This is a genomic window from Shewanella sp. 492 (genome assembly GCF_059338445.1).
In genome coordinates, this window is record NZ_CM181702.1 from 1,949,703 (window position 1) to 1,972,644 (window position 22,942).

17 protein-coding genes are annotated in these 22,942 nt (G+C 46.3%); 7 read left to right on the top strand and 10 right to left on the bottom strand.

Annotated elements, in window-relative coordinates; genetic code table 11:
- Positions 1 to 11: 11 nt before the first annotated feature.
- The 4 genes from ptsP to AC5YBX_RS08810 all read right to left on the bottom strand — a co-directional run bounded on the left by ptsP (position 12) and on the right by AC5YBX_RS08810 (position 4,155).
- Positions 12 to 1,718 (bottom strand): phosphoenolpyruvate--protein phosphotransferase, encoded by a 1,707-nt coding sequence (gene ptsP / locus AC5YBX_RS08795; RefSeq protein ID WP_494524766.1) that lies wholly within the window; start codon positions 1,716 to 1,718, stop codon positions 12 to 14.
- A 13-nt stretch (positions 1,719 to 1,731) separates the two neighbouring features.
- Complete coding sequence (locus AC5YBX_RS08800; RefSeq protein WP_494519152.1) at positions 1,732 to 1,989, bottom strand: HPr family phosphocarrier protein; 258 nt, start codon at positions 1,987 to 1,989, stop codon at positions 1,732 to 1,734.
- A 31-nt stretch (positions 1,990 to 2,020) separates the two neighbouring features.
- The gene (locus AC5YBX_RS08805; protein WP_494519151.1) at positions 2,021 to 2,416 is read right to left on the bottom strand and encodes an ACT domain-containing protein; all 396 of its coding nucleotides are present in this window, start codon (positions 2,414 to 2,416) and stop codon (positions 2,021 to 2,023) included.
- 110 nt (positions 2,417 to 2,526) lie between these two features.
- Positions 2,527 to 4,155 (bottom strand): methyl-accepting chemotaxis protein, encoded by a 1,629-nt coding sequence (locus AC5YBX_RS08810; protein ID WP_494524767.1) that lies wholly within the window; start codon positions 4,153 to 4,155, stop codon positions 2,527 to 2,529.
- A gap of 454 nt (positions 4,156 to 4,609) precedes the next feature.
- On the opposite strand from AC5YBX_RS08810, the gene AC5YBX_RS08815 reads away from it, so the two are divergent.
- On the top strand, positions 4,610 to 5,296 hold the full coding sequence (locus AC5YBX_RS08815) for a DUF3334 family protein (RefSeq protein ID WP_494519149.1): 687 nt from the start codon (positions 4,610 to 4,612) through the stop codon (positions 5,294 to 5,296).
- A gap of 177 nt (positions 5,297 to 5,473) precedes the next feature.
- Here the strand turns inward: AC5YBX_RS08815 and AC5YBX_RS08820 are convergent, their stop codons facing one another.
- Together AC5YBX_RS08820 and fusA are read right to left on the bottom strand one after the other, a co-directional pair.
- Positions 5,474 to 6,094, bottom strand: coding sequence for a 3'-5' exonuclease (locus tag AC5YBX_RS08820; RefSeq protein ID WP_494524768.1), 621 nt, complete (start codon positions 6,092 to 6,094; stop codon positions 5,474 to 5,476).
- A gap of 88 nt (positions 6,095 to 6,182) precedes the next feature.
- Positions 6,183 to 8,267, bottom strand: coding sequence for an elongation factor G (fusA, locus tag AC5YBX_RS08825; RefSeq protein WP_494519147.1), 2,085 nt, complete (start codon positions 8,265 to 8,267; stop codon positions 6,183 to 6,185).
- Between the two features lie 387 nt (positions 8,268 to 8,654).
- Between fusA and AC5YBX_RS08830 the strand changes: the two genes are divergently transcribed.
- The 5 genes from AC5YBX_RS08830 to AC5YBX_RS08850 all read left to right on the top strand — a co-directional run bounded on the left by AC5YBX_RS08830 (position 8,655) and on the right by AC5YBX_RS08850 (position 17,879).
- Positions 8,655 to 9,023, top strand: a complete 369-nt coding sequence (locus tag AC5YBX_RS08830) for a hypothetical protein (protein WP_494519146.1) — start codon at positions 8,655 to 8,657, stop codon at positions 9,021 to 9,023.
- Between the two features lie 240 nt (positions 9,024 to 9,263).
- The gene (locus AC5YBX_RS08835) at positions 9,264 to 10,664 is read left to right on the top strand and encodes a DEAD/DEAH box helicase (protein ID WP_494524769.1); all 1,401 of its coding nucleotides are present in this window, start codon (positions 9,264 to 9,266) and stop codon (positions 10,662 to 10,664) included.
- 204 nt (positions 10,665 to 10,868) lie between these two features.
- The gene (locus AC5YBX_RS08840) at positions 10,869 to 12,083 is read left to right on the top strand and encodes an RsmB/NOP family class I SAM-dependent RNA methyltransferase (protein ID WP_494524770.1); all 1,215 of its coding nucleotides are present in this window, start codon (positions 10,869 to 10,871) and stop codon (positions 12,081 to 12,083) included.
- A gap of 70 nt (positions 12,084 to 12,153) precedes the next feature.
- Positions 12,154 to 14,412 carry a bifunctional diguanylate cyclase/phosphodiesterase gene (locus AC5YBX_RS08845; RefSeq protein WP_494524771.1) on the top strand — a complete coding sequence of 753 codons (2,259 nt, stop codon included), beginning with the start codon at positions 12,154 to 12,156 and terminating at the stop codon, positions 14,410 to 14,412.
- 233 nt (positions 14,413 to 14,645) lie between these two features.
- On the top strand, positions 14,646 to 17,879 hold the full coding sequence (locus AC5YBX_RS08850; protein WP_494524772.1) for a DEAD/DEAH box helicase: 3,234 nt from the start codon (positions 14,646 to 14,648) through the stop codon (positions 17,877 to 17,879).
- Between the two features lie 73 nt (positions 17,880 to 17,952).
- On the opposite strand, the gene AC5YBX_RS08855 is transcribed toward AC5YBX_RS08850, so the two are convergent.
- Positions 17,953 to 18,381, bottom strand: a complete 429-nt coding sequence (locus AC5YBX_RS08855; protein ID WP_494519141.1) for a secondary thiamine-phosphate synthase enzyme YjbQ — start codon at positions 18,379 to 18,381, stop codon at positions 17,953 to 17,955.
- Positions 18,382 to 18,560: 179 nt separating this feature from the next.
- Entirely contained in the window at positions 18,561 to 19,961 is a 1,401-nt protein-coding gene (asnS, locus tag AC5YBX_RS08860; protein WP_494524773.1) for an asparagine--tRNA ligase, read from the bottom strand.
- 462 nt (positions 19,962 to 20,423) lie between these two features.
- Here asnS and AC5YBX_RS08865 point away from each other — a divergent pair, with 462 nt between their 5' ends.
- Positions 20,424 to 20,759, top strand: a complete 336-nt coding sequence (locus AC5YBX_RS08865; protein ID WP_494519139.1) for a hypothetical protein — start codon at positions 20,424 to 20,426, stop codon at positions 20,757 to 20,759.
- Positions 20,760 to 20,829: 70 nt separating this feature from the next.
- Here the strand turns inward: AC5YBX_RS08865 and AC5YBX_RS08870 are convergent, their stop codons facing one another.
- Entirely contained in the window at positions 20,830 to 21,420 is a 591-nt protein-coding gene (locus tag AC5YBX_RS08870) for a CoA pyrophosphatase (RefSeq protein ID WP_494519138.1), read from the bottom strand.
- Positions 21,401 to 22,843 carry an aminodeoxychorismate synthase component I gene (pabB, locus tag AC5YBX_RS08875; RefSeq protein ID WP_494519137.1) on the bottom strand — a complete coding sequence of 481 codons (1,443 nt, stop codon included), beginning with the start codon at positions 22,841 to 22,843 and terminating at the stop codon, positions 21,401 to 21,403. Before pabB ends, AC5YBX_RS08870 begins: the two co-directional genes overlap by 20 nt.
- Between the last annotated feature and the right edge of the window lie 99 nt (positions 22,844 to 22,942).

Below are 22,942 nucleotides of genomic sequence, written 5' to 3' on the forward strand. Positions count from 1 at the left end.
CTCAAAAATTATCAAGAGTGACAGCGTGTTAACAACTCATTTAGTGTATCTATGCGCGAAATCACTCTAGCCTGTTGCGCCAGTTCGACACACTCGGTATAAGTCCAGCGGCTGAGCTCTTGTTTTATCTCTAATAGCGCGGCTAAGTTGACGCTTAACTCATCAATGCCAAGGCCTACCAGCAGGGCGGTGGCGCGTGGGTTACTGGCTAATTCGCCACATAATGAGACTGTCACCTTGGCTACATTGGCTTGGTTAATGGTTTGACTCATGAGCTTGACGATAGCTGGTGAGAGTACCGGGTAGCGTTTAATCAGCTCGGGGTTACCTCTATCCGCTGCCATTGCATATTGAGTTAAGTCATTAGTCCCTATGCTGATAAAGTCCAGCAGTGGTAACATCGAATCGAGATTTAATACCGCTGCGGGGGTCTCGACGACGATACCTATCGATAGTGAACCATAGCCCTTTTCTTGTTCAATGAGCTCAGCTTTACACTGGTCGATAAGCGCCAATATGGCTTCAAGATCTTCTACTTGATTGACCATGGGGAACATTAATCGAATCTGCCCCTGATTGGCTGCTCGCAAAATGGCTTTAAGCTGCGTGCAAAATAGTTGGGGATGGGCGAGGGTGTATCGTACACCGCGTAGTCCTAATGCTGGGTTTTCTTCCACGGGCATCGATAAAGCTGGTACCTCTTTATCAGCGCCGATATCGATAGTACGAATAGTCAGTGTTCTACCGTCAAGTAGCTGCAATGCATCACAATAGAGTTGATATTGTTGCTGCTCATCGGGCAGTTGTTGGCGGTTCATCAACATAAATTCGGTGCGAAATAGCCCAACGCCCTCACCGCCAACTTCGCTAAGATGATTAATTTCGCTGATGCAGCCAACGTTAGCCAGTAGGGTAATCGCGTGACCATCTGCGGTTTGAGTAGGTTGGTTTTTATACTTAAGAAGTTCAGTTTTGCGTTGTGATGCTTGTTGCTGGGCGAGTGTCAGTTGAGTGATCTGCTCAGCATCTGGGTTGATATACAGTAAGCCATTGAGGGTATCGATGGCGAGGGGGGTGCCATCGGCGATATCCTCAAGCTTGCATTCACAGCCCACCAGAGTGGGGATATTGAAGCTCCGGGCTAAAATTGCGCTATGGCTGGTAATCCCCCCCGTCTGCAACACTAGACCAGCGATGTTATCTAACGGTAACAAGGCAAATTCTGCAGGGGTGATATCTTTGGCGATCACTATGCTGTTACTGGGCAGCTGGGTTAATGTACTGCATTTACCCGTGAGCAGTGTGGTTATAACTCTTTGGCCTAACGCTAAGACATCATCAGCGCGACTGGCTAAATAAGGGGAATCCAGCGCCTGCAGTGCTTGAGCTTGCTTAGCAAAAGTATGCTCCACCGCTAATGCCGCTGAAAACTGTTGCTGGTATATTGCCGTGTGCAGTTCCGCTTGCAACTCTGCATCTTCTAACAGCAGTAAATCAGCCTCGATTAGTTGGTAATGTTCACTACTGGGAGCGAGATGCGCTGCGCTGCGCTTGATTTGGTGAATTAATGAGGCGAGCGCTTTATCGAGTCGTGCTTGTTCAATGCCCAGCTGCGCAGGCGGTAACAGATGGTAATCGAGTTGGCTGTTATAAGGGGAGAGCACTTTCGCCTGCCCAAAGGCAATTTCCCCCGCCACGGCTATACCTGTAATGCTCATCTTCAATTCCTTGTTAACTTAAGGTGATCAGCAGTGCAGAGACATGCTCTACCGCTTGTTGTGCTTGGTCACCGTCCGCACTGACGGTGACAGAAACACCTTTATATAAGCCTAATGTTTGTAGCTTAAACAAGCTCTTGGCACTAGCATGTTTGCCTTGACACTCGACGAGGATATCACAATCGTACTGTTTCGCCGCTTTTACTAATAACGCCGCTGGACGGGTATGAATGCCGTGCTCAGCCATGATGGTCACTGTTTTTTGGTACATAAATGGACTCTTTTAACCAGGAAAAATACTGCTACTCACCTTGATAATGAATGATCTGATAATTATTTTTTTTGAGCGCAGTGATGGCTATGTCAAGCTTATTCTTTTTAACCAGTAGATAATCAGTATCGAAGGTTGAAATAGCAAAAATACTCACTTGTGCCTTAGCTAGGGTGGCGGAGACATTTGCCAATATACCTGTCATTGAAAAACCAAGCGGCCCCACGACTTCAAAGCAACGCCAATCATTTTCCTGCTCAAGACTGTTTAAGGCTAATGTGGCTGGGACCACCACAGACAATTCATCTTTGGTTTTCCCAATAAAAAACATTGGTTGATGTAACACGGCAGGATCAAGTATTGCATCAGGACTAAAGCTGTGGATAGTGTAAAGCTGCGGGTGAACTGCCAATGTCATGCGCGCCATAATCCTAGCTCTCGCTTAAGGGGGAGTAACAATAACGTTAAGCTTATCACAGTTTACTTAAAAAAAAGGAGCGCTAAATCGCGCTCCTCTATCTGGTATAGGCTTTAGCCTTACACTTTAAATTGCCCCAAGATCTGGGTACTTGTCTGACTTATTTGCTTAAGTGACTCCGCTGCTAGGCGATTACTTTCGTTAGCTTTTACTGAGACTTCTGATAGTTCGGTTATGCTACAGACGTTACGATTAATCTCTTCTGTCACCAAAGATTGCTCCTCTGTCGCGCTGGCCAATTGAGTATTCATATCGCTGATATGGGCGATTAACTCCAAAATGGCGGTGAGTGAGTCACCAACCGCTTGGGCTTGAGTCTGTAGCTGTTCAGATTGGCCTTGATTTTGATTGTTGCTGGCGATAACACTCGCAACACCGGTTTGAATATCAGTCACAATTTTTTGGATTTCATTCGTTGAGTCTTGAGTACGGTTGGCTAATGCACGTACTTCATCGGCGACTACGGCGAACCCACGACCATGAGTTCCTGCACGAGCTGCTTCGATAGCGGCATTGAGTGCCAGCAAATTAGTTTGGTCTGCGATGCCTCTGATCACCTCTAAAATATTGCCAATTTGCTGTGAAGACACCCCAAGATGTTCGGTGATCATCTCAGCACTGCGCAGCTCTTCCACCAGCTTATGGGTATTACGAACCGTGCTATCCATTTGCGTTTTACTGTCAAGGGCTTGTCGTTTGACACTGTTTGCGGCATCGGCCGCTTGCTGAGTATTACTGGCCATCTCTTGGGTGGTCGACAACATTTGGTTTATGGCGGTGGCAACATTGCTGGTTTCTTGATGTAAGTGATCGACACTGGCATTGGATTCGCTAACTGCATTAAGTAAACGATCGGCGTCTTGGTTAAGATGATGTCCTACCGGTTGCAGCTCTGCGACCATATGATTGATTTTACCGACAAAAACATTAAATGCTTTGGCCAATTCAACCACTTCATCTTGACCTATAGTAGGCAGACGTTTGGTTAAGTCACCTTCACCTTGGGCGATATCATTCATGGCATCAATCGCTTGGGTCAATGGTGCACTAATGGAGTGATTAAGCACCAAGAAGAAAGCAAAAATAGGTAGAGAAATCAGCAGCATAATGCCTAAATAGTCATACATCACACTGATGGTTGTGTCATTGACATCGCTCATGTAGCCATTTGTTATCAAGGTCCAGCCCCAAGGCGTAAAAGTTTGGGCACTGACCAATGCCTGTTCTTGGCTGCCGTCACTGGGGTTGAGCATATCGATCATATGTTGAGCGGTTTCGCCGTGCTGTGCCTGACTTAACAGCTGTTTAAAGGCCTCAGCATGACCAAGAGCCTGGATCGATTGACCGATTAAATCAGTATTGCCGCCGTGAGCGATAATACTGTTGCTGTCATCAAACAAGATGAAATAACCATGTTGGCCATATTGAGCGTGATTAACCAGTTCGGCGGCTTCGGTTTGTGCTGCAGTAGCACTGATTTTACCTTGTTCCACTTGGAAATAATGCGACTTGATGATGCTTAACATGGTGGCGAGTTGGGCATTGTTTTGTACCCATTTCTCATTAATTAAATTATTGCGTTGCTCATTAATTGAAAAACTAGCAAAAACGAACGTGCCAATTGCGGCAAGTACTAGCATAAAAATTAGCCGTTGCAGTATCGTAAATCGTCTAAGAATCGCGAGCATGATGTCCCTACTTATGTTGCAAGCCATTATCTACAGCCAATATACCTTGTCATCGGTGGGGGCGAGAATGAATAGTCGATTTAAGCGGTTATAATTATTAAATAATTGATCAAGTTCACGAAATATATATTCATTGGGTCGCCTTACTACTAAGGTCTACTTTAGCCAGCTGAAATGGATTTTTTATTTAGGCAGGAGTTGTTAATAGATTCGTTAAACCCAACTGTCAGTCGGCGGCGTGATATGAGTGTGCAAGCCTAATACCTTAGATAACACAGACAAACTTGGTAATAATAAAGCGCAGGTGAAGTGAATTCGAGCAGTGACTTAAGTCAAAAGTTACTATTTAGTCATTAGCTTAGTGATTAGACAGACTAATATATTGTTTTAGCTTTGATTTTTATGGCATTTACGCGCAGAATTAAACATTGTATTTTTTGGAATAAACGTAACGATGACATCTCAAGTGATCACCTCAGATGATATTTTATTAAAGCTTTGCCACTCGGTTTCTCACGTGCTGTCGAGCGCCACATCGAGCCCAGTCTCGCATGCTGCCATGGTGCAGAGTATTAATAAGACCTGCTTAAAACCTGATCTAGGTTGTTTCTCTATTTTCGATGGTGGTTTCTCTGGTTTAGTGGTGATCAACTTCTCAGCTAAGGCGGCTATCGAACTTTATCAAGCTTATATGAAGCAGATGGGGATGCCTGAGTCTGAGTTAGCCTTCTCACATACCTCAGATGAAGTCGCCGATATTATGGGCGAACTGATGAATCAGATTTTAGGCGACTTTATCGTTAAGGTGAATAAAGAACTACAAACCTCGATTAATCAAAGCCAACCTAAAATGCTCACCATTAATAAAGAGCTGACCATTTCCATTGATACCAACCTTGATGAAGCCGTGGCAAGGCGTGTGGCATTTAAGACAGCGCAACACCATATTTTTTACCTTGAATTTGCCATGGATAAAACCGAATTTATTAAATTGGCAGATTTTGAGCATGATGAAGAGCACGATCCCGATGCGCTATTGGCACAACATGGTACCGGAGCGTCGACGTCTTGGGCTAAATCGGTCAATCAAGCGGTGGTGGTCGACGATACTGATGACTTAATGAAGGAGTTGGGTATTTAATTGACACTAGCGTTGACCGCTATAAAACTAACGGCAGGTCAGCTTCGCTGGGAAAGTAAGAGTTACTTTAAAGTGTCAGTATAAAAGTGACGCTCAATATAATGCGGCCATGCCAGTGTATTGAAGCTAATAAACGTTATCGCTTGTCCGTGATTAAATGAGATAGCTTGTAGTAATTTACTTATTTGCATATTTGGCAAAGAAACGCTCAAGGTTAGCTTTGGGCTGTTTTTGCAGCGCTGTCATCATGGCAAAACTTGGTGTTACGCACCGCCAGCATTGACATAAAGTGTCGAGAATATGCTGCCATAACAACGCGGTCATCTCTGCATCGGCTAATGCGCGGTGAAAGTCACCTTGTTGCTCAATACGATTATGGGCCACTAAGGTTGATAATTGATGATTACTGGCCTCTGGGTAAATACGCCGAGCTACCAACATTGAACAGGCAAAACGGCCAGAATAGTGGCGGTGTATCCGTGCCAATTCAGCATCAAGAAAGCGCTGGTCGAAACTGGCATTGTGTGCAATGAGGTTAGCGTCACCCATGAAGTCGGCAAAATCATGCATCACGACGTTACTACTAGGCGCCTCGCTTAACATGGCATTGGTAATGCCTGTGTACTGCTCAATAAAATGAGTGATCTTGAACCCCGGATTAATTAACTGCTGAAAACGGTCAACAATCACACCTTGCTGCAATTTCACTGCACCAATTTCGATGGCGCGATCACCCTGAGTAGGGGAGAGACCCGTGGTTTCGAAATCTAATACCACAACGCTGTTTGCACTGTTCATCTTATTGTTTATCCATTAAAAAAATAAAACCCTGACGATTTACATCGTCAGGGTTTTTAAGTTTAAGAATTAAGCTAAAAAGTCAAAATTACTTCTTAGCGTTTCTTTCTTTAACTTCAGCAATAACTTTCTCAGCTACGCTGTTTGGACATGGTGCATAATGAGCGAACTCCATAGAGAACTGACCACGACCCGATGTCATTGTACGTAATGAGCCGATGTAACCGAACATTTCTGATAGCGGTACGTCTGCTTTAATACGAACACCAGTAACACCAGCCATTTGGTCTTTGATCATGCCACGACGACGGTTAAGGTCACCAATCACATCACCAACGTTGTCTTCTGGGCTGAATACATCCACATTCATGATAGGCTCAAGAAGTTGTGCACCGGCTTTAGGCATTGACTGACGGAACGCACCTTTAGCTGCGATTTCGAACGCGATAGCTGACGAGTCAACTGCGTGGAAAGCACCGTCGGTAAGTTCTAGTTCAACGTCAAGCACAGGGAAACCAGCAACAGTACCGGTATTCATCATGCTGGCGAAACCTTTTTCAACAGCAGGCCAGAATTCTTTTGGTACGTTACCACCAACAACTGATGACTTAAATGTAAAGCCAGAGTTTTGCTCGCCAGGACGGATAACATAGTCAATTTTACCAAACTGACCAGAACCACCTGATTGCTTCTTGTGCGTGTAGCTATCAGCAACTTCTTTGGTGATAGTTTCACGGTAAGCAACTTGTGGCTCACCCACAATTAGGTCAACACCGTAAGTACGTTTTAGGATATCAACTTTGATGTCTAGGTGAAGCTCACCCATACCTTTAAGGATGGTTTCGCCTGAGTCTTCGTCAGTTTCTACGCGGAATGATGGATCTTCAGCGATCATCTTACCGATAGCGATCCCCATTTTCTCACTGCCGCCTTTATCTTTTGGCGCCACAGCGATAGAGATCACTGGCTCAGGGAATACCATGGCTTCAAGAGTACAAGGGTGCTTAACATCACATAGTGTGTGACCTGTTTGTACGTTTTTCATGCCAACGATAGCGATGATGTCACCCGCTTGTGCGTATTCAAGTTCGTTACGCTCATCAGCTTGCATTTCACACATACGACCAATACGTTCAGTCTTACCCGTTGCGCTGTTAAGGATGGTGTCACCCTTCTTAAGCTTACCAGAGTAGATACGTACGAAGGTTAGGGCACCAAAACGGTCATCCATGATTTTGAATGCAAGTGCTTTTAGTGGCTCGTCTACAGAAACTAGGGCAACTTCACCTGTATCGTTACCTTCTTCATCAGTCAGCGGCTGAGGATCAACTTCAGTCGGTGCTGGCAGGTAGTCAACAACTGCGTCTAGTAGTAGCTGCATACCTTTGTTTTTAAATGCGCTACCACAGTATGTTGGGAATAGGTCAAGATTACGTGTACCTTTACGGATACAACGCTTGATCTCTTCAATAGATGGCTCTTCGCCTTCCATGTAAGCTTCCATCAGGTCATCGTCTTGCTCAACAGCAGTCTCGATTAGCATTTCACGGTATTCTTCAACTAGGTCAACCATGTCAGCTGGTACGTCTTCGATGGCGTAGTTTTCTGCTTCACCAGAATCATCCCAAACCCATGCTTTACGAGTCAGTAGGTCAACAACACCTTTGAACTCATCTTCGATACCGATTGGCAGAACCATAACTAGTGGCGTAGCCGCTAGTACGTCTTTAGTTTGCTTAACAACGCGTAGGAAGTCAGCACCCATACGGTCTAACTTGTTTACGAAGATGATACGAGCAACACCTGATTCGTTCGCATAACGCCAGTTGGTTTCTGATTGTGGTTCAACACCACCAGAACCACAGAATACACCGATACCACCATCTAGTACTTTAAGAGAGCGATATACTTCTACTGTAAAGTCAACGTGGCCAGGGGTGTCAATAACGTTAAAACGGTGGTCTTTCCAAAAACAACTTACAGCAGCAGACTGAATGGTAATACCACGCTCAGCTTCCTGTTCCATGAAGTCAGTTGTAGATTCACCGTCATGAGTTTCACCGGATTTATGGATTTTACCAGTTAGCTTAAGGATACGCTCAGTTGTAGTAGTTTTACCCGCATCAACGTGAGCAAAGATACCAATGTTTCTGTACTTTGATAAATCAGTCATTTTTCTACTCTATTGGAGTTACGTTCTAAAATTCGGGGGGAAGTATATCAATACTTTTAGAATTGTTTTATAGATTTTTCTTAAAATCATTCAATTTTGCCCAATTAGGTCAACTTTCTCCTTATACATAAACGATTACCCCTAGCTACAAGCCTTGCCATGCCTTGGGTTGGTGCTTTTTTGTGCGTTTGGCGCGAGCCCATTTATCACTTATATTATTTTGTTTAAATGTAAGCCGCTTTCAGCACTGAAGATTATGTGGTGATGGTGATGCGTATTCAATGGCGGTGTTTTGTAGGTTATTGGACCGTGCACTGTTAACATAACGAACGGCCTCTTGTCTGGCGACATCATCGGCAAGGGGCATCATCTATCAGGAGTATTAGCGTGGCCATTGAACACAGTGACATCACCGGGCTGTTGAGCGAGCTTAACTGCAGAACTAATTTTACGGTTAAAAAAATGACCGAATATATGTTACCCGAGTTAAAAGAGCCTTTTTATCTCTACGGCGCTGAAAAAGATTGTCTCTTGGTTATTCGTCCGGCCTATGAAGTGTTTTTAACTGAATTGACTGCTCTTGATGGGGTAAAACATAAAACAGGGTTCGTACACCATAGTGAGATGACTCGTTTTCCTAAGCGAGTACAAAAGAGTCTTAACGGTATCCATTACGGTTTAGGCTTTAAATTTGCCGATGCAGCCGCATTAACGCGTTTTATTACCCGGTTAATTGCGATTAATCAGGGTCACTAAGTCGATTTTATGATTGGCTCAGTCACACACAGTGGAGTGACTGGCCGCAAAGGGTTTTATACACTTGCTGGAGTTCTGTTATAATCCGCGCCACGATTGTGGTGCCGCTTCTTGATAGACTTGTTGATTAAGTTAGCAGGGCTACAATCTATTTAGCTAATTTTTTTGTCCCATTTTGCGTTTAATGCTGCCTTGCAAGGCGCCTTGAAGTCAGGTTTAGGACTCACACTGAGATTTTACATGTCATTTTCATCACTTGGGTTTGCTACACTCGGGCTAAACCCCGCCATAATTACCGCGCTTAACGAATTAGACTATTCGACCCCAACACCTATCCAAGCCGAAGCGATTCCGCTGGCGATAAAGGGGAAAAATTTGATTGCCGCAGCCCAGACCGGTAGCGGTAAAACAGCCAGTTTCGTGTTGCCTATTCTGACTCGTCTAGCAACCGGTGAGACGCAACGTAAAAAACGGGCGCGGGCATTAATCTTAACTCCCACGCGCGAGCTAGCTCTGCAGGTCGACAACAGCATTGCGCTGTATGGTAAATACCTTAACCTTAAATCGATGGCGATTTATGGTGGTGTGGAGTTAGCGGCGCAAAAGCAGCAACTCATTGATGGCGTCGATATTGTGGTGGCCACCCCTGGTCGCTTAAGGGATCTTTACACCCAACGCGCGATTCATTTTGATGAAATTGAAGTGTTAGTGCTTGATGAAGCCGACAGAATGCTCGACATGGGCTTTATCGAAGATATCACCAAAATCATCGACAGTTTGCCTCAAGATAGGCAAAACCTGTTGTTTTCAGCGACCCTATCTCGCCAAGTACGCGAATTGGCAAAAGAGACGGTTCCCAATGCCATTCATTTGTCGGTGACTAAAGATGAGTCAGCCAAGCCCAATATCGAGCAGTGGATCACCACAGTCGATAAAGATAAAAAGTCGGCCTTACTGAGTCACCTTATTCAACAACATAATTGGCCGCAGGCGCTGATCTTTATCGAGACCAAGCATGGCGCGGCGAAGTTGGTTAGCCAACTCGAGAAGCGTGACATTGAGGCCGATTGCATTCACAGCGGCCGCGCTCAGGCGATCCGAGAGCAGATCTTAGCCGACTTCAAGGCGGGTAAGATTAAGTATCTTATCTCCACTGGAATATCTGCCCGTGGCATCGATATTGATAATCTGCCTTTGGTGATCAACTATGACTTGCCATTCCCCGCCGATGAATATGTACATCGAATTGGCCGTACTGGTCGTGCTGGTGCTCAAGGGCAGGCGATATCACTCGTGTCTAAAGATGATTTTAAAAATTTATGTATGATTGAAAGTCGCTTGGGGCATTTACTGGAGCGCCGAGAAATAGAAGGGTTTGCGCCGCGTAAAGCCGTGCCAACCTCAATTTTAAATTATCGACCTAAACAGCGTGTAGAAGGCGCTTTATCGGCAGATGACGGTAACAAAATGCCACAAAAGAGTAAGGGCCAATCAACCTGCAGCATTCAAGGTGATGGTAATAAGGGCCTCTCAGGGTCTGTTCGACATCAACCGGGTGCCAGTAAAACTAACTCTATAAGTAAAAAGGCTGATAATGCCACTTCACAGCCTAGCTTTAACCCATGGACCGATAAATCATAACCTGACGTTATTAGCTGAAATGGTGGCCTTAAGATATCAATAAGCATTCACATGCTTGTTGATATCAGTGCAGACAGCTTAGGTAATACGTTTATATAAGTATCAAACGTTATTTATTTTTATCACATTAGCTACGCGCGTTGTACTTGCGTATTGGCGCGCTAACTCCTATGATCCTCCCGATTTTTCTTAACAGGCTTTATCATGCTAAACGCGTCACTCTCTCCAAGTTCAACCGAATTAGTTATTAATGTACTCACTATGGTGCTCAATGAGGGGAAACCCTTAGATAGAGCCTATTCGCATCATTTTTCTGGGCTAAAGTTAGTGCCTTCAGAACAGGCGAGGATCACCACCGTAGCGGGCGATTTATTACGTCGGTTAAACCTGTATTGTTATTTAGCAGATATGGCGCCAGTAGATATTGAACGTTTAGGTTCACGGTTACTTAATGCTTGGCATATGTTCCATGGGCTTGAATTGCCCAAATTGCCATATACCTTGACGATAGAGCAAGCCGATTTTGACCAGCGTTTAGCGCATGCCAAGCTTGACCAGCCGCTGTTTGATGGTTGCCCCGAGTGGCTCGACGAACTCGGCGTGGCACAAATGGGCAGCCTTTGGGCTGCTGAGCGCGCCGCATTAGCCATGGCGCCACAGCGATTTTTACGTACTAATTTATTGAAGTGTCAGCCAGAAGAGTTACAGCAAAAATTGGCTCGCGAAGGGGTACAAACTCAGCGCGTTGATGGCGTAGACACGGCGCTACAGGTGACATCTGACTCGGCACTGTTTCGCACCGATAGTTTTAAAGCGGGATTATTTGAACAGCAAGATGCAGGTTCACAACTGGTTGCGGCAGCTGTGGACGCCAAACCTGGCATGCGCGTCATTGATGCATGCGCCGGTGCTGGCGGAAAAACCCTGTCGATCGCAGCGCAAATGCAAGGTAAAGGTCGCTTGTTAGCGATGGATGTCGAGCAGTGGAAACTCGATAGCCTTAAGCAACGCGCTCGACGTGGCGGCGCACATAATGTCGAAACTCGGATCATTGCCAGCAGCAAAACCATTAAACGCCTAAAATTGACCGCCGATAGAGTCTTGCTCGATGTGCCTTGCTCAGGCCTTGGGGTCCTTAAACGTAATCCCGATGCTAAATGGCGTGACACTCCAGAACGTTTACCTGTGCTGGTGCAGCTGCAAAAAGACATTTTGCAAAGTTATAGCCGTATGGTCAAAGTCGATGGCATATTGATTTACGCCACCTGTTCGATAATGCCACAAGAAAATCGTCAACAAGTGGATGCGTTTTTGGCCGCCAATCCACACTTTAGCTTTATCGATGATGAAACCATCAGTGTGGCTGAATCAGGATTTGATGGTTTTTATCTTGCTAGAATGAAGCGTGATGCCGAATAACCTGATGAGTAAGCGCAATAAAGTAATAGTGTAAAGAGCGCGCAGGGCAGCGCTAAAAACAAGGAAAGCTATGCAGACAGGGGATAACGTAACGGATGTCGTTATTGATGAGTGCAGCGATGTTGAAATAAGTATTAAACGTTATAACAAAATTCTCAATATGCTTTTAGCTGGCGCGCCGCTGAGTGATATTTTGGCGGCGCTAGTGCGCTTAATTGAGCAGCAACAGCCCGGTACTCGCAGCTCGGTATTGTTGCTTAGCAGTGATGGGCAACACTTGCAGTTTTGTATTGCCCCAAGCTTACCAGCCCGCTATAACCACGCCATCGAAGGGCTTCCGATTGGCGTTGGGATCGGCTCTTGTGGCGAAGCGGCCTATACGGGTAAACGCGTCATCGCTAGTGATATTGCCAACCATCCCAATTGGCGTAATTATCGGCAGATTGCCCTTGATAATGATTTGCTGGCGTGTTGGTCAGAGCCCATTAAAGGCAGTAACGGTAATGTCTTAGGCACGTTTGCCATGTATTATGGGCAAGTTAAGTCACCCAAGCCCGTCGATTTGTTGTTAATCCAAGAAGCCGCGCGTTTGGCGAGTCTCGCCATTGAGCGCAGCCGTGCGTTTGAGTTTCAACGTCAAGCCAGTGCTATTTTCAACCACCTTCCTATCGCCTTAGTTACCACCAATGACCAGTGGCGTGTGCTCGATGCCAACCCATGTTATTACCAACTGATGCAAACGACGGCGGCAAGTGAGCATTTCGTTCCTGGCAGGCATATTTTGTGCGATGAAAAACACCCGTTGGCAGGGTTATTCAATCAACTTGATGATCATGTTCATTGGCAAGGTGAAGTGCAGCTCAGCCGCGAGAACGGCAGCCTATTTTATGCAGATATGACCGTCATGCTGGTAGACGATATCCGCCATGATGAACGGCTCTATGCTTGGCTATTTTTCGATATTAGTGTGCGAAAACAAGATCTAGCCCTAATAGACTTCCAAGCTAATTTTGATGCCTTAACATCTTTACCCAATCGAACCCAACTACTGCAACGCATTGAAGCAGAAATTGACCTAAGTCAGTTGGGTTACGGTTTTACCCTGATGCTGATGGATTTAGATAATTTTAAGCAGGTTAACGATAACCTAGGCCACCATTATGGTGATCAACTATTAATACAGGTCGCGCAGCGGCTCAGTGACGTCATTGGGTCACACACCGAACCCCCTCAAGGTGTTGTTGGTCGGCTTAGCGGTGATGAATTTGCAATACTACTGCCCAACCTGCTTGATAAACAGATAATCGGCGAGTTGGCCGGTGCCTTAAACGAGGCGTGTGCGCAGCCGTATTTACTCAGTGATACTCAACGGGTTTACACTAGCTCGAGTATCGGAATTGCGCTTTACCCGCAAGACGCCGACAGCTTAGAGTCCTTACTTAATTGCACCGACCAAGCCATGTATGCCGCTAAAGATGCAGGCCGAAATCAGTTCACTTTTTTTGATCTAACCATGCGCGACAACGCCCAGCGTCTGGCGTTATTGTACTCGTGGCTGAAAACGGCGTTACTGAATAATGAGTTTGAAGTGTATTTCCAACCCGTTATTAATATCGCTAGCGGTAGAATAACACACGCTGAAGCGTTATTAAGATGGTGTCATGCTGGCGAATTTATCCGCCCAGATGAATTTATACCAGTTGCAGAGTCGAGCGGCTTAATTATCGATATTGGTCATTGGGTACGAGAACAGGCGATGCACTTGATTGTGGAGCATGGCGAGGGTTATGATTTTTCGGTCGCGGTTAATGTATCAAGCCAAGAGTTAATGATGCACTCGCAACCGCTAGGTGTACTGGCTTCGATTGAGTCAATTGTTAGCACTCTCGATAAACCATTTGACTATAAGCGCTTAACACTAGAGATCACCGAGTCGGTGTTAATTCAGCAAGCGAGTAGTTTAGTCGATCAATTAGCTCAGTTACGGCAGTTGGGCTGCAGTATTGCGGTGGATGACTTTGGTACAGGTTACTCATCACTGTCTTATCTGTATCACTTTCCAAGCGATCAACTCAAAATTGATAAAAGTTTTATCCATAACTGCGAGCACTCGACTAAGCAACAAGCATTAGTAAATGCCATCACTAAAATGAGTCAAGCACTAGAGCTTAGTGTAGTTGCTGAAGGTGTTGAAAATACAGAACAATTAGATTTGGTAAAGTCGCTGGGCATTGAGTTGGTGCAAGGATATTATTTTTCTCGCCCCTTGCCTAAAGCCGATTTTATCGCGCTTTTGGGTGAGGTTAATGGTAGAACCTCTGCTCAGTAGCATGGCCCACATCAATGATCTTATAGTGCCTTTAACATCGCTAACTGATGTCAGGGGTTTATATTTATCTTCAACCACAGCCGCTGTTTATCTGAGTTTAGCGAGATTGCGCAATATCTGTTCCTCAGGGACAAATGAGGTGTTTATCGGCTAGGGAAAGCGGGCAACTAATGCTATGATTCGGCCTTTGTCGAAAGATTAATGGCCTGATTATTGGGCTATGGAAGATGTCATTGTTTGCACTAACCCAGGTTTTTGCCCATCAACAAGTTTTCGCGGGATTACAACTGCTATTAGCGGGACAACTTAACGACGTTAAGTTGTCCGCCACTGAGATAGCAGGGCACTTTACAACCGAGCAAGGGGACTACGCCGCTCATCTCTCACTTGTGCCCAGTGATCGCTTTAGCGGCCATTGCAGCTGCCACGCTGCCAACTGTGCACATATCGCCGCTTTGGCCATAGAACACCTTGCACAGCAAAGCAATAATACCAATGAACGCAGCCGGCGCATCGATACGGCAATTCGTTTATTTAAGAGTGAAGCCAATCAACAGTTTGACCCGTTCCCAGCGATGGCTCGCCACAGGGTACTGTATGTGATTTATGGCGATGAAGGTGCGCTGCGTTTAAGTGTTCATAAAGGCTATTTGAATAAAAATGGCACCTATCAGCTAAGGGGCAAGTTAGGTTTTGACATCATTGGTAGTGCGCCATTGCCTAAGTATGTCAGTCAAACTGACCAACAGTTATTGTCACTGTTAACAGCCCAGCTCAGTGGCGATGAGATCCTCACGCAGTTCGAGCAGATAGACTTAGCGTTACCGCCAAGATTGACGAGCGATTTTTATCGCTTACTCTGTGCCAGTGGCCGCAGTTTCTACCAAACGTTAGATAAGACGCCACTGCGTTGTGATGTCCACTACGATGAAGATTATGTCGATACTCACTTTCTTGTCGCTGTCAGTGACCAGGTGTATGTCGAGCCAGTAAGCTGCACAATCGTTATTGATGAGCGCCAAAACAGTGAATTAAACCAGCAACTGCTTGAACACATTGATCGTGACGGAGAATGGCAGCCCTGTATCGAAGTGGTGCGCCACAGTATCGATTTCCCCTGGCAAGTGCAGGCGATGCAGCCGTTAGATGTGGCGGTATTTACTATGGTGCATCGCGGCGTAGCATACTCCTTAGCGCAACTGCTTTATATCGCTTGTGATCATCAACCCTTATTAGGCCAAATCGCTCAGTATCAACTGCAACTTAATGCGTTAGCGCTAGTTAGCCATTGTTTTGAGCCACCCATCGCCATGAGTGTGCCAGCGGGCACGCGGGTGATCCCTGATGATATTAGCGAACATGCTGTCTTCTTTCGCCAGTTATCATTGGTGGGGTGGCATGTCCATTTTGCCGCTAAAAATCGTTTTGTAAAATTAGCGGCCAATACTTGGTACGCCGAAATTAATACCCCAAATGCCGATTGGTTTGAACTGAGCTTAGGCGTTGAGGTAGATGGCGAGCGCGTCAATATTCTTCCCTTACTCATTAATCTTATTCGCCAAGGCAAGTTAACCGATAAAGCGGGGCGCGAGCCCGTATCACTGGAGCTCGAATCGGGTGAGATTTTGATCTTGCCTGCAACCCGAGTCGCGCGGATCTTAAGCGTACTGGGTGAGTTATTTGACCAGCAACCGCTTAATGAAGCACAACATTTAGCCTTACCGCGTCACCAGTTAGCGCGATTACCTCAGTTAGATGATGCCATGCGCCAAGATTTAACTGACAAGCGCACTAAAGCCCTTAAATGGCTCGGTGCCACTTGGCTGAAGAAACAAGCACAGGCCTTGACCGCCTATTTACGGGCTAACCCAAAAGCGGCAGCCTTCAGTGCACCGGCAGGGCTCAAGGCTGAACTGCGGCCTTATCAGGCCCAAGGCGTCAGTTGGTTACAGTTTTTAAAACAGCACCATTTTGCCGGGATCTTGGCCGATGATATGGGGCTAGGCAAAACCATTCAGACCTTGTGCAGTTTACTGCTAGATAAACAACAGGGGCTATTAACCGCGCCTGTGCTGGTTATCGCGCCCACCAGCTTACTGAGTAACTGGCAACGTGAAGCGGCGACCTTCGCGCCGTCATTAACGACCTTAGTCTGGAGTGGACGAGCTAGGCATGAGCAGCTATCTCAGCTTAATAAGGTGGATATGGTGATCACCAGTTACGGGATCTTGGCTCAAGATGCACAGCTGTTATTAGCCCAGCAATGGTATCAAGTGATTTTAGATGAAGCGCAAACCATCAAAAATAGCCGCAGCCAAGTGACTAAATTGGTTAATAGGTTAAAGACCCAACACCGGCTGTGCCTCACGGGGACACCGATGGAAAATCACTTGGGTGAGCTGTGGTCTTTATTTAACTTTTTGATGCCGGGCTTTCTGGGCACTGCCGCCCAATATCAACGTCAATTTAAACTGCCGATAGAAAAAGATCAGTGCGATACCGCGCGGCGTAAGTTAGCCCAGCGGATCGCGCCCTTTATGCTACGCCGCACCAAAGCGGAAGTGGCGACCGAACTGCCAAAGAAAACCGTCATAAATACCCTGATTGAACTTAGCGAAACACAGGCCGATCTGTATGAAACAATTAGGTTAACGGTCGCTGAGCAGCTGCAACTGGCCTTACTGCAAACCGGGGCCAAGGCCAACCGGTTGGCAATAAGCAATGCACTGTTAAAGCTGCGGCAAGTGTGTTGTCATCCGGCTATGCTCAAACTCGGCAATGTGTCTGACACAAGCCAAGCAACGGATGCCCAATACCTTGGGCTCGAATATCTTGATAATGGTAAAGGCAATGACAGCGACGCTAGCGAGGCCGCCAAGGGCAAACTTATCGGCGCAGATATTCAGTTAGCTGAGCTGACAGATGACGGGCCACAAGTGTCATCCAAGCTGGCATGGCTTGCCAATAAATTACCTAACATGATTGAAGATGGGCGTAATATCCTTATTTTTTCATCGTTTACCACCATGCTCGATCTCATCGCCGCCCAGCTAAACCAGCAAGGGATCGATTATGAGATGTTAACGGGTAAGAGTCGCCATCGAGATAAAAGCATCGACAGGTTTCGCAGCGGCGAGGTCAATGTGTTTCTTATTAGCCTTAAAGCGGGGGGCTCAGGCCTCAATTTGACCGAGGCGGATGTGGTTATTCATGTCGACCCTTGGTGGAATCCTGCGGCCGAAGAGCAAGCCAGCGATCGCGCATACCGTATTGGTCAGCAAAAGCCGGTGTTTGTATATAAGTTGATTTGCCAAAATACTGTCGAAGAACGTATTCAACAGCTGCAGCAATCCAAACAAGCATTAGCGCAAAGCATGTATCAGACAGAAAGCCTGTCGGTAGCCGAGATGGACAGTGATGATTGGCTCGCGCTATTGCAACCTATTGATGATGTGCCACCTGGTTAATATTGGCAATAGTGGTTTGTCAGTTGGCTAGTTATTATTGGTTTTAGTCACTTGGCTTGTTACTTTACCTAAGTCACAGTGACTCTTCACCTTGTATGGTGATCAGTAACGTGCGCTCGCTGGCATGGTTTCTCGCCTCACACAGGTATATCCCTTGCCAAGTGCCTAAATTAAACTGGCCGCGGGTGATGGGGACACTCAACTGAGCCCCCAGCAAGGATGACTTAAGGTGCGCAGGCATATCATCGCTTCCTTCATAGGTGTGGGTATAGTAAGGCGCATTTTCTGGGGCGAGGCGATTAAAATATTGCTCAAAATCCTCGCGCACGCTGGGATCGGCATTTTCGTTCAGGGTCAGTCCGGCCGAGGTATGCTGTAATAGCAGGTGGGCCAGACCAATATTAAGTTTGTGCAGTTCTGGCACGGCAGCCATTACCTCATCGGTTATCAGATGAAATCCGCGTGGCTTACGCGTTAAGATTATCTGTTTTTGTATCCACATGGGGCATTATCTCCTCATTGCAATCGTAAATGACGATTCTCAACCACTGTCTGATGGTTATCGTAAATGTTTTCTCAATTGCTATTACAACTTATCGCACAATAAAGACCATAAAAAAACGCCCCTAAAATTAACTCTTAGGGGCGTTTGTCTTGATCACCAAGCTAATCGGTTGTCGCTTAAAAGTTGGCTGATTTAGGTGCGCGTGGGAAAGGGATCACATCGCGAATGTTAGACACACCCGTCACATAAGAGACTAAGCGCTCAAAACCTAGACCAAAACCTGCGTGTGGCACCGTGCCATAACGACGCAGATCACGGTACCACCAGTAATCTTCTTTGCTCAGGTTCATTTCAGCAAGACGCATATCGAGCACATCTAAACGCTCTTCACGCTGGGCACCACCGATGATCTCACCGATACCTGGCGCTAATACGTCCATCGCGGCAACGGTTTTGCCGTCTTCGTTAAGGCGCATATAGAAGGCTTTAATATCTTTTGGATAGTTCTTCACAACCACTGGGGCTTTGAAGTGTTCTTCAGCCAGATAGCGCTCATGCTCAGATTGCAGGTCAATGCCCCATTCAACATTGAAATCAAACTTTTTACCGCAGTTTTTGAGGATCTCAACCGCATCGGTATAGTCGACTTGGGCAAAGTCGCTATTAACGAAGTTTTCTAAACGCTCAATAACGGTTTTATCGACGCGTTGGGCGAAAAAGGCTAAATCATCTGGGCGTTCTTCAAGCACGGCTTTGAAACAGTATTTCAACATGCGCTCGGCTAGACCGGCCACATCATCTAAATCGGCGAAGGCCACTTCAGGCTCGACCATCCAAAATTCAGCAAGGTGACGGCTGGTGTTTGAATTCTCGGCGCGGAAAGTGGGGCCAAAGGTATAGACCTTAGACAAGGCGCTTGCGTAGGTTTCAGCGTTAAGCTGCCCCGATACCGTTAAAAAGGCCTCTTTGCCGAAAAAGTCTTCTTTATAGTCGACTTTACCGTCGTCGGTGCGAGGTAAGTTTTCCATATCCAGGGTCGATACGCGGAACATTTCACCGGCACCTTCACAATCTGATGCGGTGATCAGTGGAGTCGAAACCCAGATGAAGCCCTCTTCGTTATAAAAACGGTGGATAGCTTGTGATAGACAGTTACGCACGCGCGCTACAGCACCAATAATATTGGTACGTGGACGCAGGTGCGCTAATTCTCGCAGGTGTTCGATAGAGTGGCGTTTTGCTGCCATGGGGTAGGTATCAGGATCATCCACCCAACCAGTGACTTCAATGTTAGATACTTGCAGCTCAAATGCTTGACCTTGGCCTGGTGATTCAACGACGTCACCCGTCATTATCACAGAACAACCTGTGGTCAGTTTAAGGACCTCTTCGTCATAATTGGCTAAGCTATTTGGCACCACGCCCTGGATTGGGTCAAAACAGGAACCATCATAAACGGCAAGAAAAGAGATGCCGGCTTTGGAATCTCGGCGAGTTCTTACCCAACCGCGCACAGTAACTTGCGAACCAACCGCAAAATCACCTTTAAATACAGAAGCGACAGATGCAATGCTCATTGTTGCTTAGTTCTCCAACGAATCGTTTTATTAAAAATTTTGGAGGTTTATCTTACCTTGCTGGCGGCTTTTCTCAAGGGAAAAACCACATATAAACCCAGTTGACGGCAAATAATCTGCTGTTTAACGGTTAGCTTGGGTTAAGTCTGTGCAATTATCAGCACAGACTATGGTCAGGATGAGAATCCATGATGATACTCAATGGGGCAAGGGAGGTACTTGTTAGGTTTAAAATCTCGCCAGCCAAAAAAATGATGCCATAAAGTGCATCGTTATCTTTCATTGGTGATTGAATGAGTTAGACTCAAGATTAGCCGATTGCTACGTGATGGAATAAATGGATATCCATAAGCATGGTTGATAACTTTGTTAATGGCTCTGGGCTTATTGTCCACTCTAATGACGGCCTAACGGAGCTAAGCAACAGTGATCTACTGTTAATGCCAGATAAAAGGCGACTCAATGACAAAAATTAAGCTGTTCCATGTATTATTAGGCTCACTGTCGATTCTGGGCTGGTCGTTAGCCGTTTATGCGCTGCTGTTATTTGATGCAGCAAGGCCTGATCGCGCGGTCGGTTACTTTATCAGTAAAGGGGCTAGTGTGCGTTTGAGTTGGGACCCTGAAATCACCTTACGACTCGAATATGTGATTTGGACCTGCGCCGCCATAAGTCTACTTAATTTAGGGTTTAATTTTTATGTGGCGAATCGTAGTCGATTGGGTTACTGGTTTAATATCCCGCTATTGTTACTCACTTCGACAGCGGCAGGGCTTTATTTGAGCTTTGTGATTTAAGCTAAAGTGAATAGGCTATCGACTGAGGTAAGTGTCATAATTGTTGTTAATTTAAAGATTAATCACTGGATTAATCCATGCTTCTATCGACATCGTTACTAAGCTGACGACACATTTTATCAATCATCGCCGCAGTGGCTCCCCAAATCATATGCTGATTAAAGGGAATAAAATACACTGGGTAACTTATCCCTCGGCGAGTAAATCGCTTCATGACGCGGTTATCTGGGTTTAATAAGAATGACAGCGGCACAGTAAAGAGCTCATCCACTTCGCCCGGATCTAAAATAATCTCAAACTCTTGCTTAATAATGCCGACAATGGGGGCGATGGTAAAACCCGTTAAGGTATTAAACATGGGGTATTGCCCCAACACTTGCACATTATCTTGTGGCAGGGCGATCTCCTCAAAGGCTTCGCGCAGCGCCGTCGCAGTATAATCCACATCTTGCGCTTCTACTTTTCCGCCGGGGAAACTGATCTGTCCAGGGTGGGCACGCAGGTGAGTCGGGCGCCTAGTTAAGATAAGGTGCAGTTCGTGCTCTTTTTCGATTAGCCCCACCAATACTGCCGCTTCACGCAGCGAGCGAGTGATTTGAGGGGCGTTATCTTCGGGCAACAGCTGCAGGGCGTAGCGCTGCTTAAATTCGTCCAGTGTCATGACTCTTCGCTAAAATAGGGAGGATCTTACTTACCTTATCATAGCTCTCTTGATATTCGGCATCCACTTGCGAGTCTGCCACAATACCGCCACCCGCCCAGCAATATAAACGCTGCTTTTCAGCCACTAAGGTGCGAATGGTGATGCTGGTGTCCATTTGCCCATCTTGACTTAGATAGCCGATGGAGCCGCAATAGAGGCTGCGTCTTGAAGGTTCAAGCTCTTCAATGATCGCCATCGCCCGAATTTTGGGTGCGCCAGTGATCGACCCGCCCGGAAATGCGGCGCGCAGCAGATCGCTAGCATGATAACCCACGTCGAGTGTTGCTGTGACTGTGCTGACTAAGTGATGCACCGCCGGAAAGCTTTCGATGGCAAACAGGCTTGGCACGCTAACACTACCAGGTTTGGCCACTTTACCTATGTCATTGCGCAGCAGGTCTACAATCATTAGGTTTTCAGCGCGGTCTTTCTCTGAGCTGGCAAGCTGCGCCGCAGCATTACGGTCAGCAACGGGATCGGCTGCTCGGGGTAAGGTGCCCTTAATGGGTTTAGTTTGAATTTGATCTTCGCGTAGTTGAATAAAACGCTCAGGCGATATAGACAATAAGGCATGGTGTTCTAGGCGTATAAACGCTGAAAAGGGCGCACCATTGCTTTGGCGCAGGGTTTGGTAGGCTAGCCATTCATCTCCCTGATAATTAGCCATAAAGCGCTGGGTAAGATTAATTTGATAGCAATCACCACTGTGCAGATAAGCTTGCACCGCATTAAATTTAGCGTGGTAGTCCGTTACATCGATTTGTGCATGCCAGTCGCTCGTCAGCGCAAAAGGGGCGTGGCTTGGCGTACCGGCTAATGCTTGCTCAATCTGTGTCAGTTGCCATTGTAACTGCGCCTCACCGTGATAATGCACCATTGACCATTGTTGGGTGTGATAGTCAAAAATCAGCGCCCAAGGATAAATGCCGACATTCATCTCAGGTAGGTCTATATCTTTTTCTGCAATGCTGGGCAAGGATTCTAAGCGCCGGCCCAAATCATAACTAAAGGCGCCGACGGCGCCGCCACTGAATGGCAAGTGGCAGGCTTTAGACTCGGGAAAATACCGCTTAATTAGCTGCTTAAGCAAGGTAAAGGGATCGGCATTGCTGTGCTCTACACCATGTTCACTCTTAAACGGTGGCTGTTGCATAGCGCTGGTTTGCGGTAAATGAGTGATAAACGTGGTGTCGCCTTGGGTGACTAAGGTGGCGATAGGATCGAGACAAATGATGTCGTAACGGGCATCAACATGCTCGGCATTGGCCGAGTCGAGCAGTATGGCCCAAGGACGCTGTGAAAAATGGCTAAATACCTCGGTGGTAGAGTATTTCCACGGTAAGGTTTTTACTGCAACACCTTGAGTAGACGAATAAACCATCAATTAACCTTTGTAAAATGTGATGTTCCCCTAAAAGTCGCGAAAGAGTATCATATTGTGACTGGATTCAAAAAAATAGCCGACCCTGTCACAGGGCAT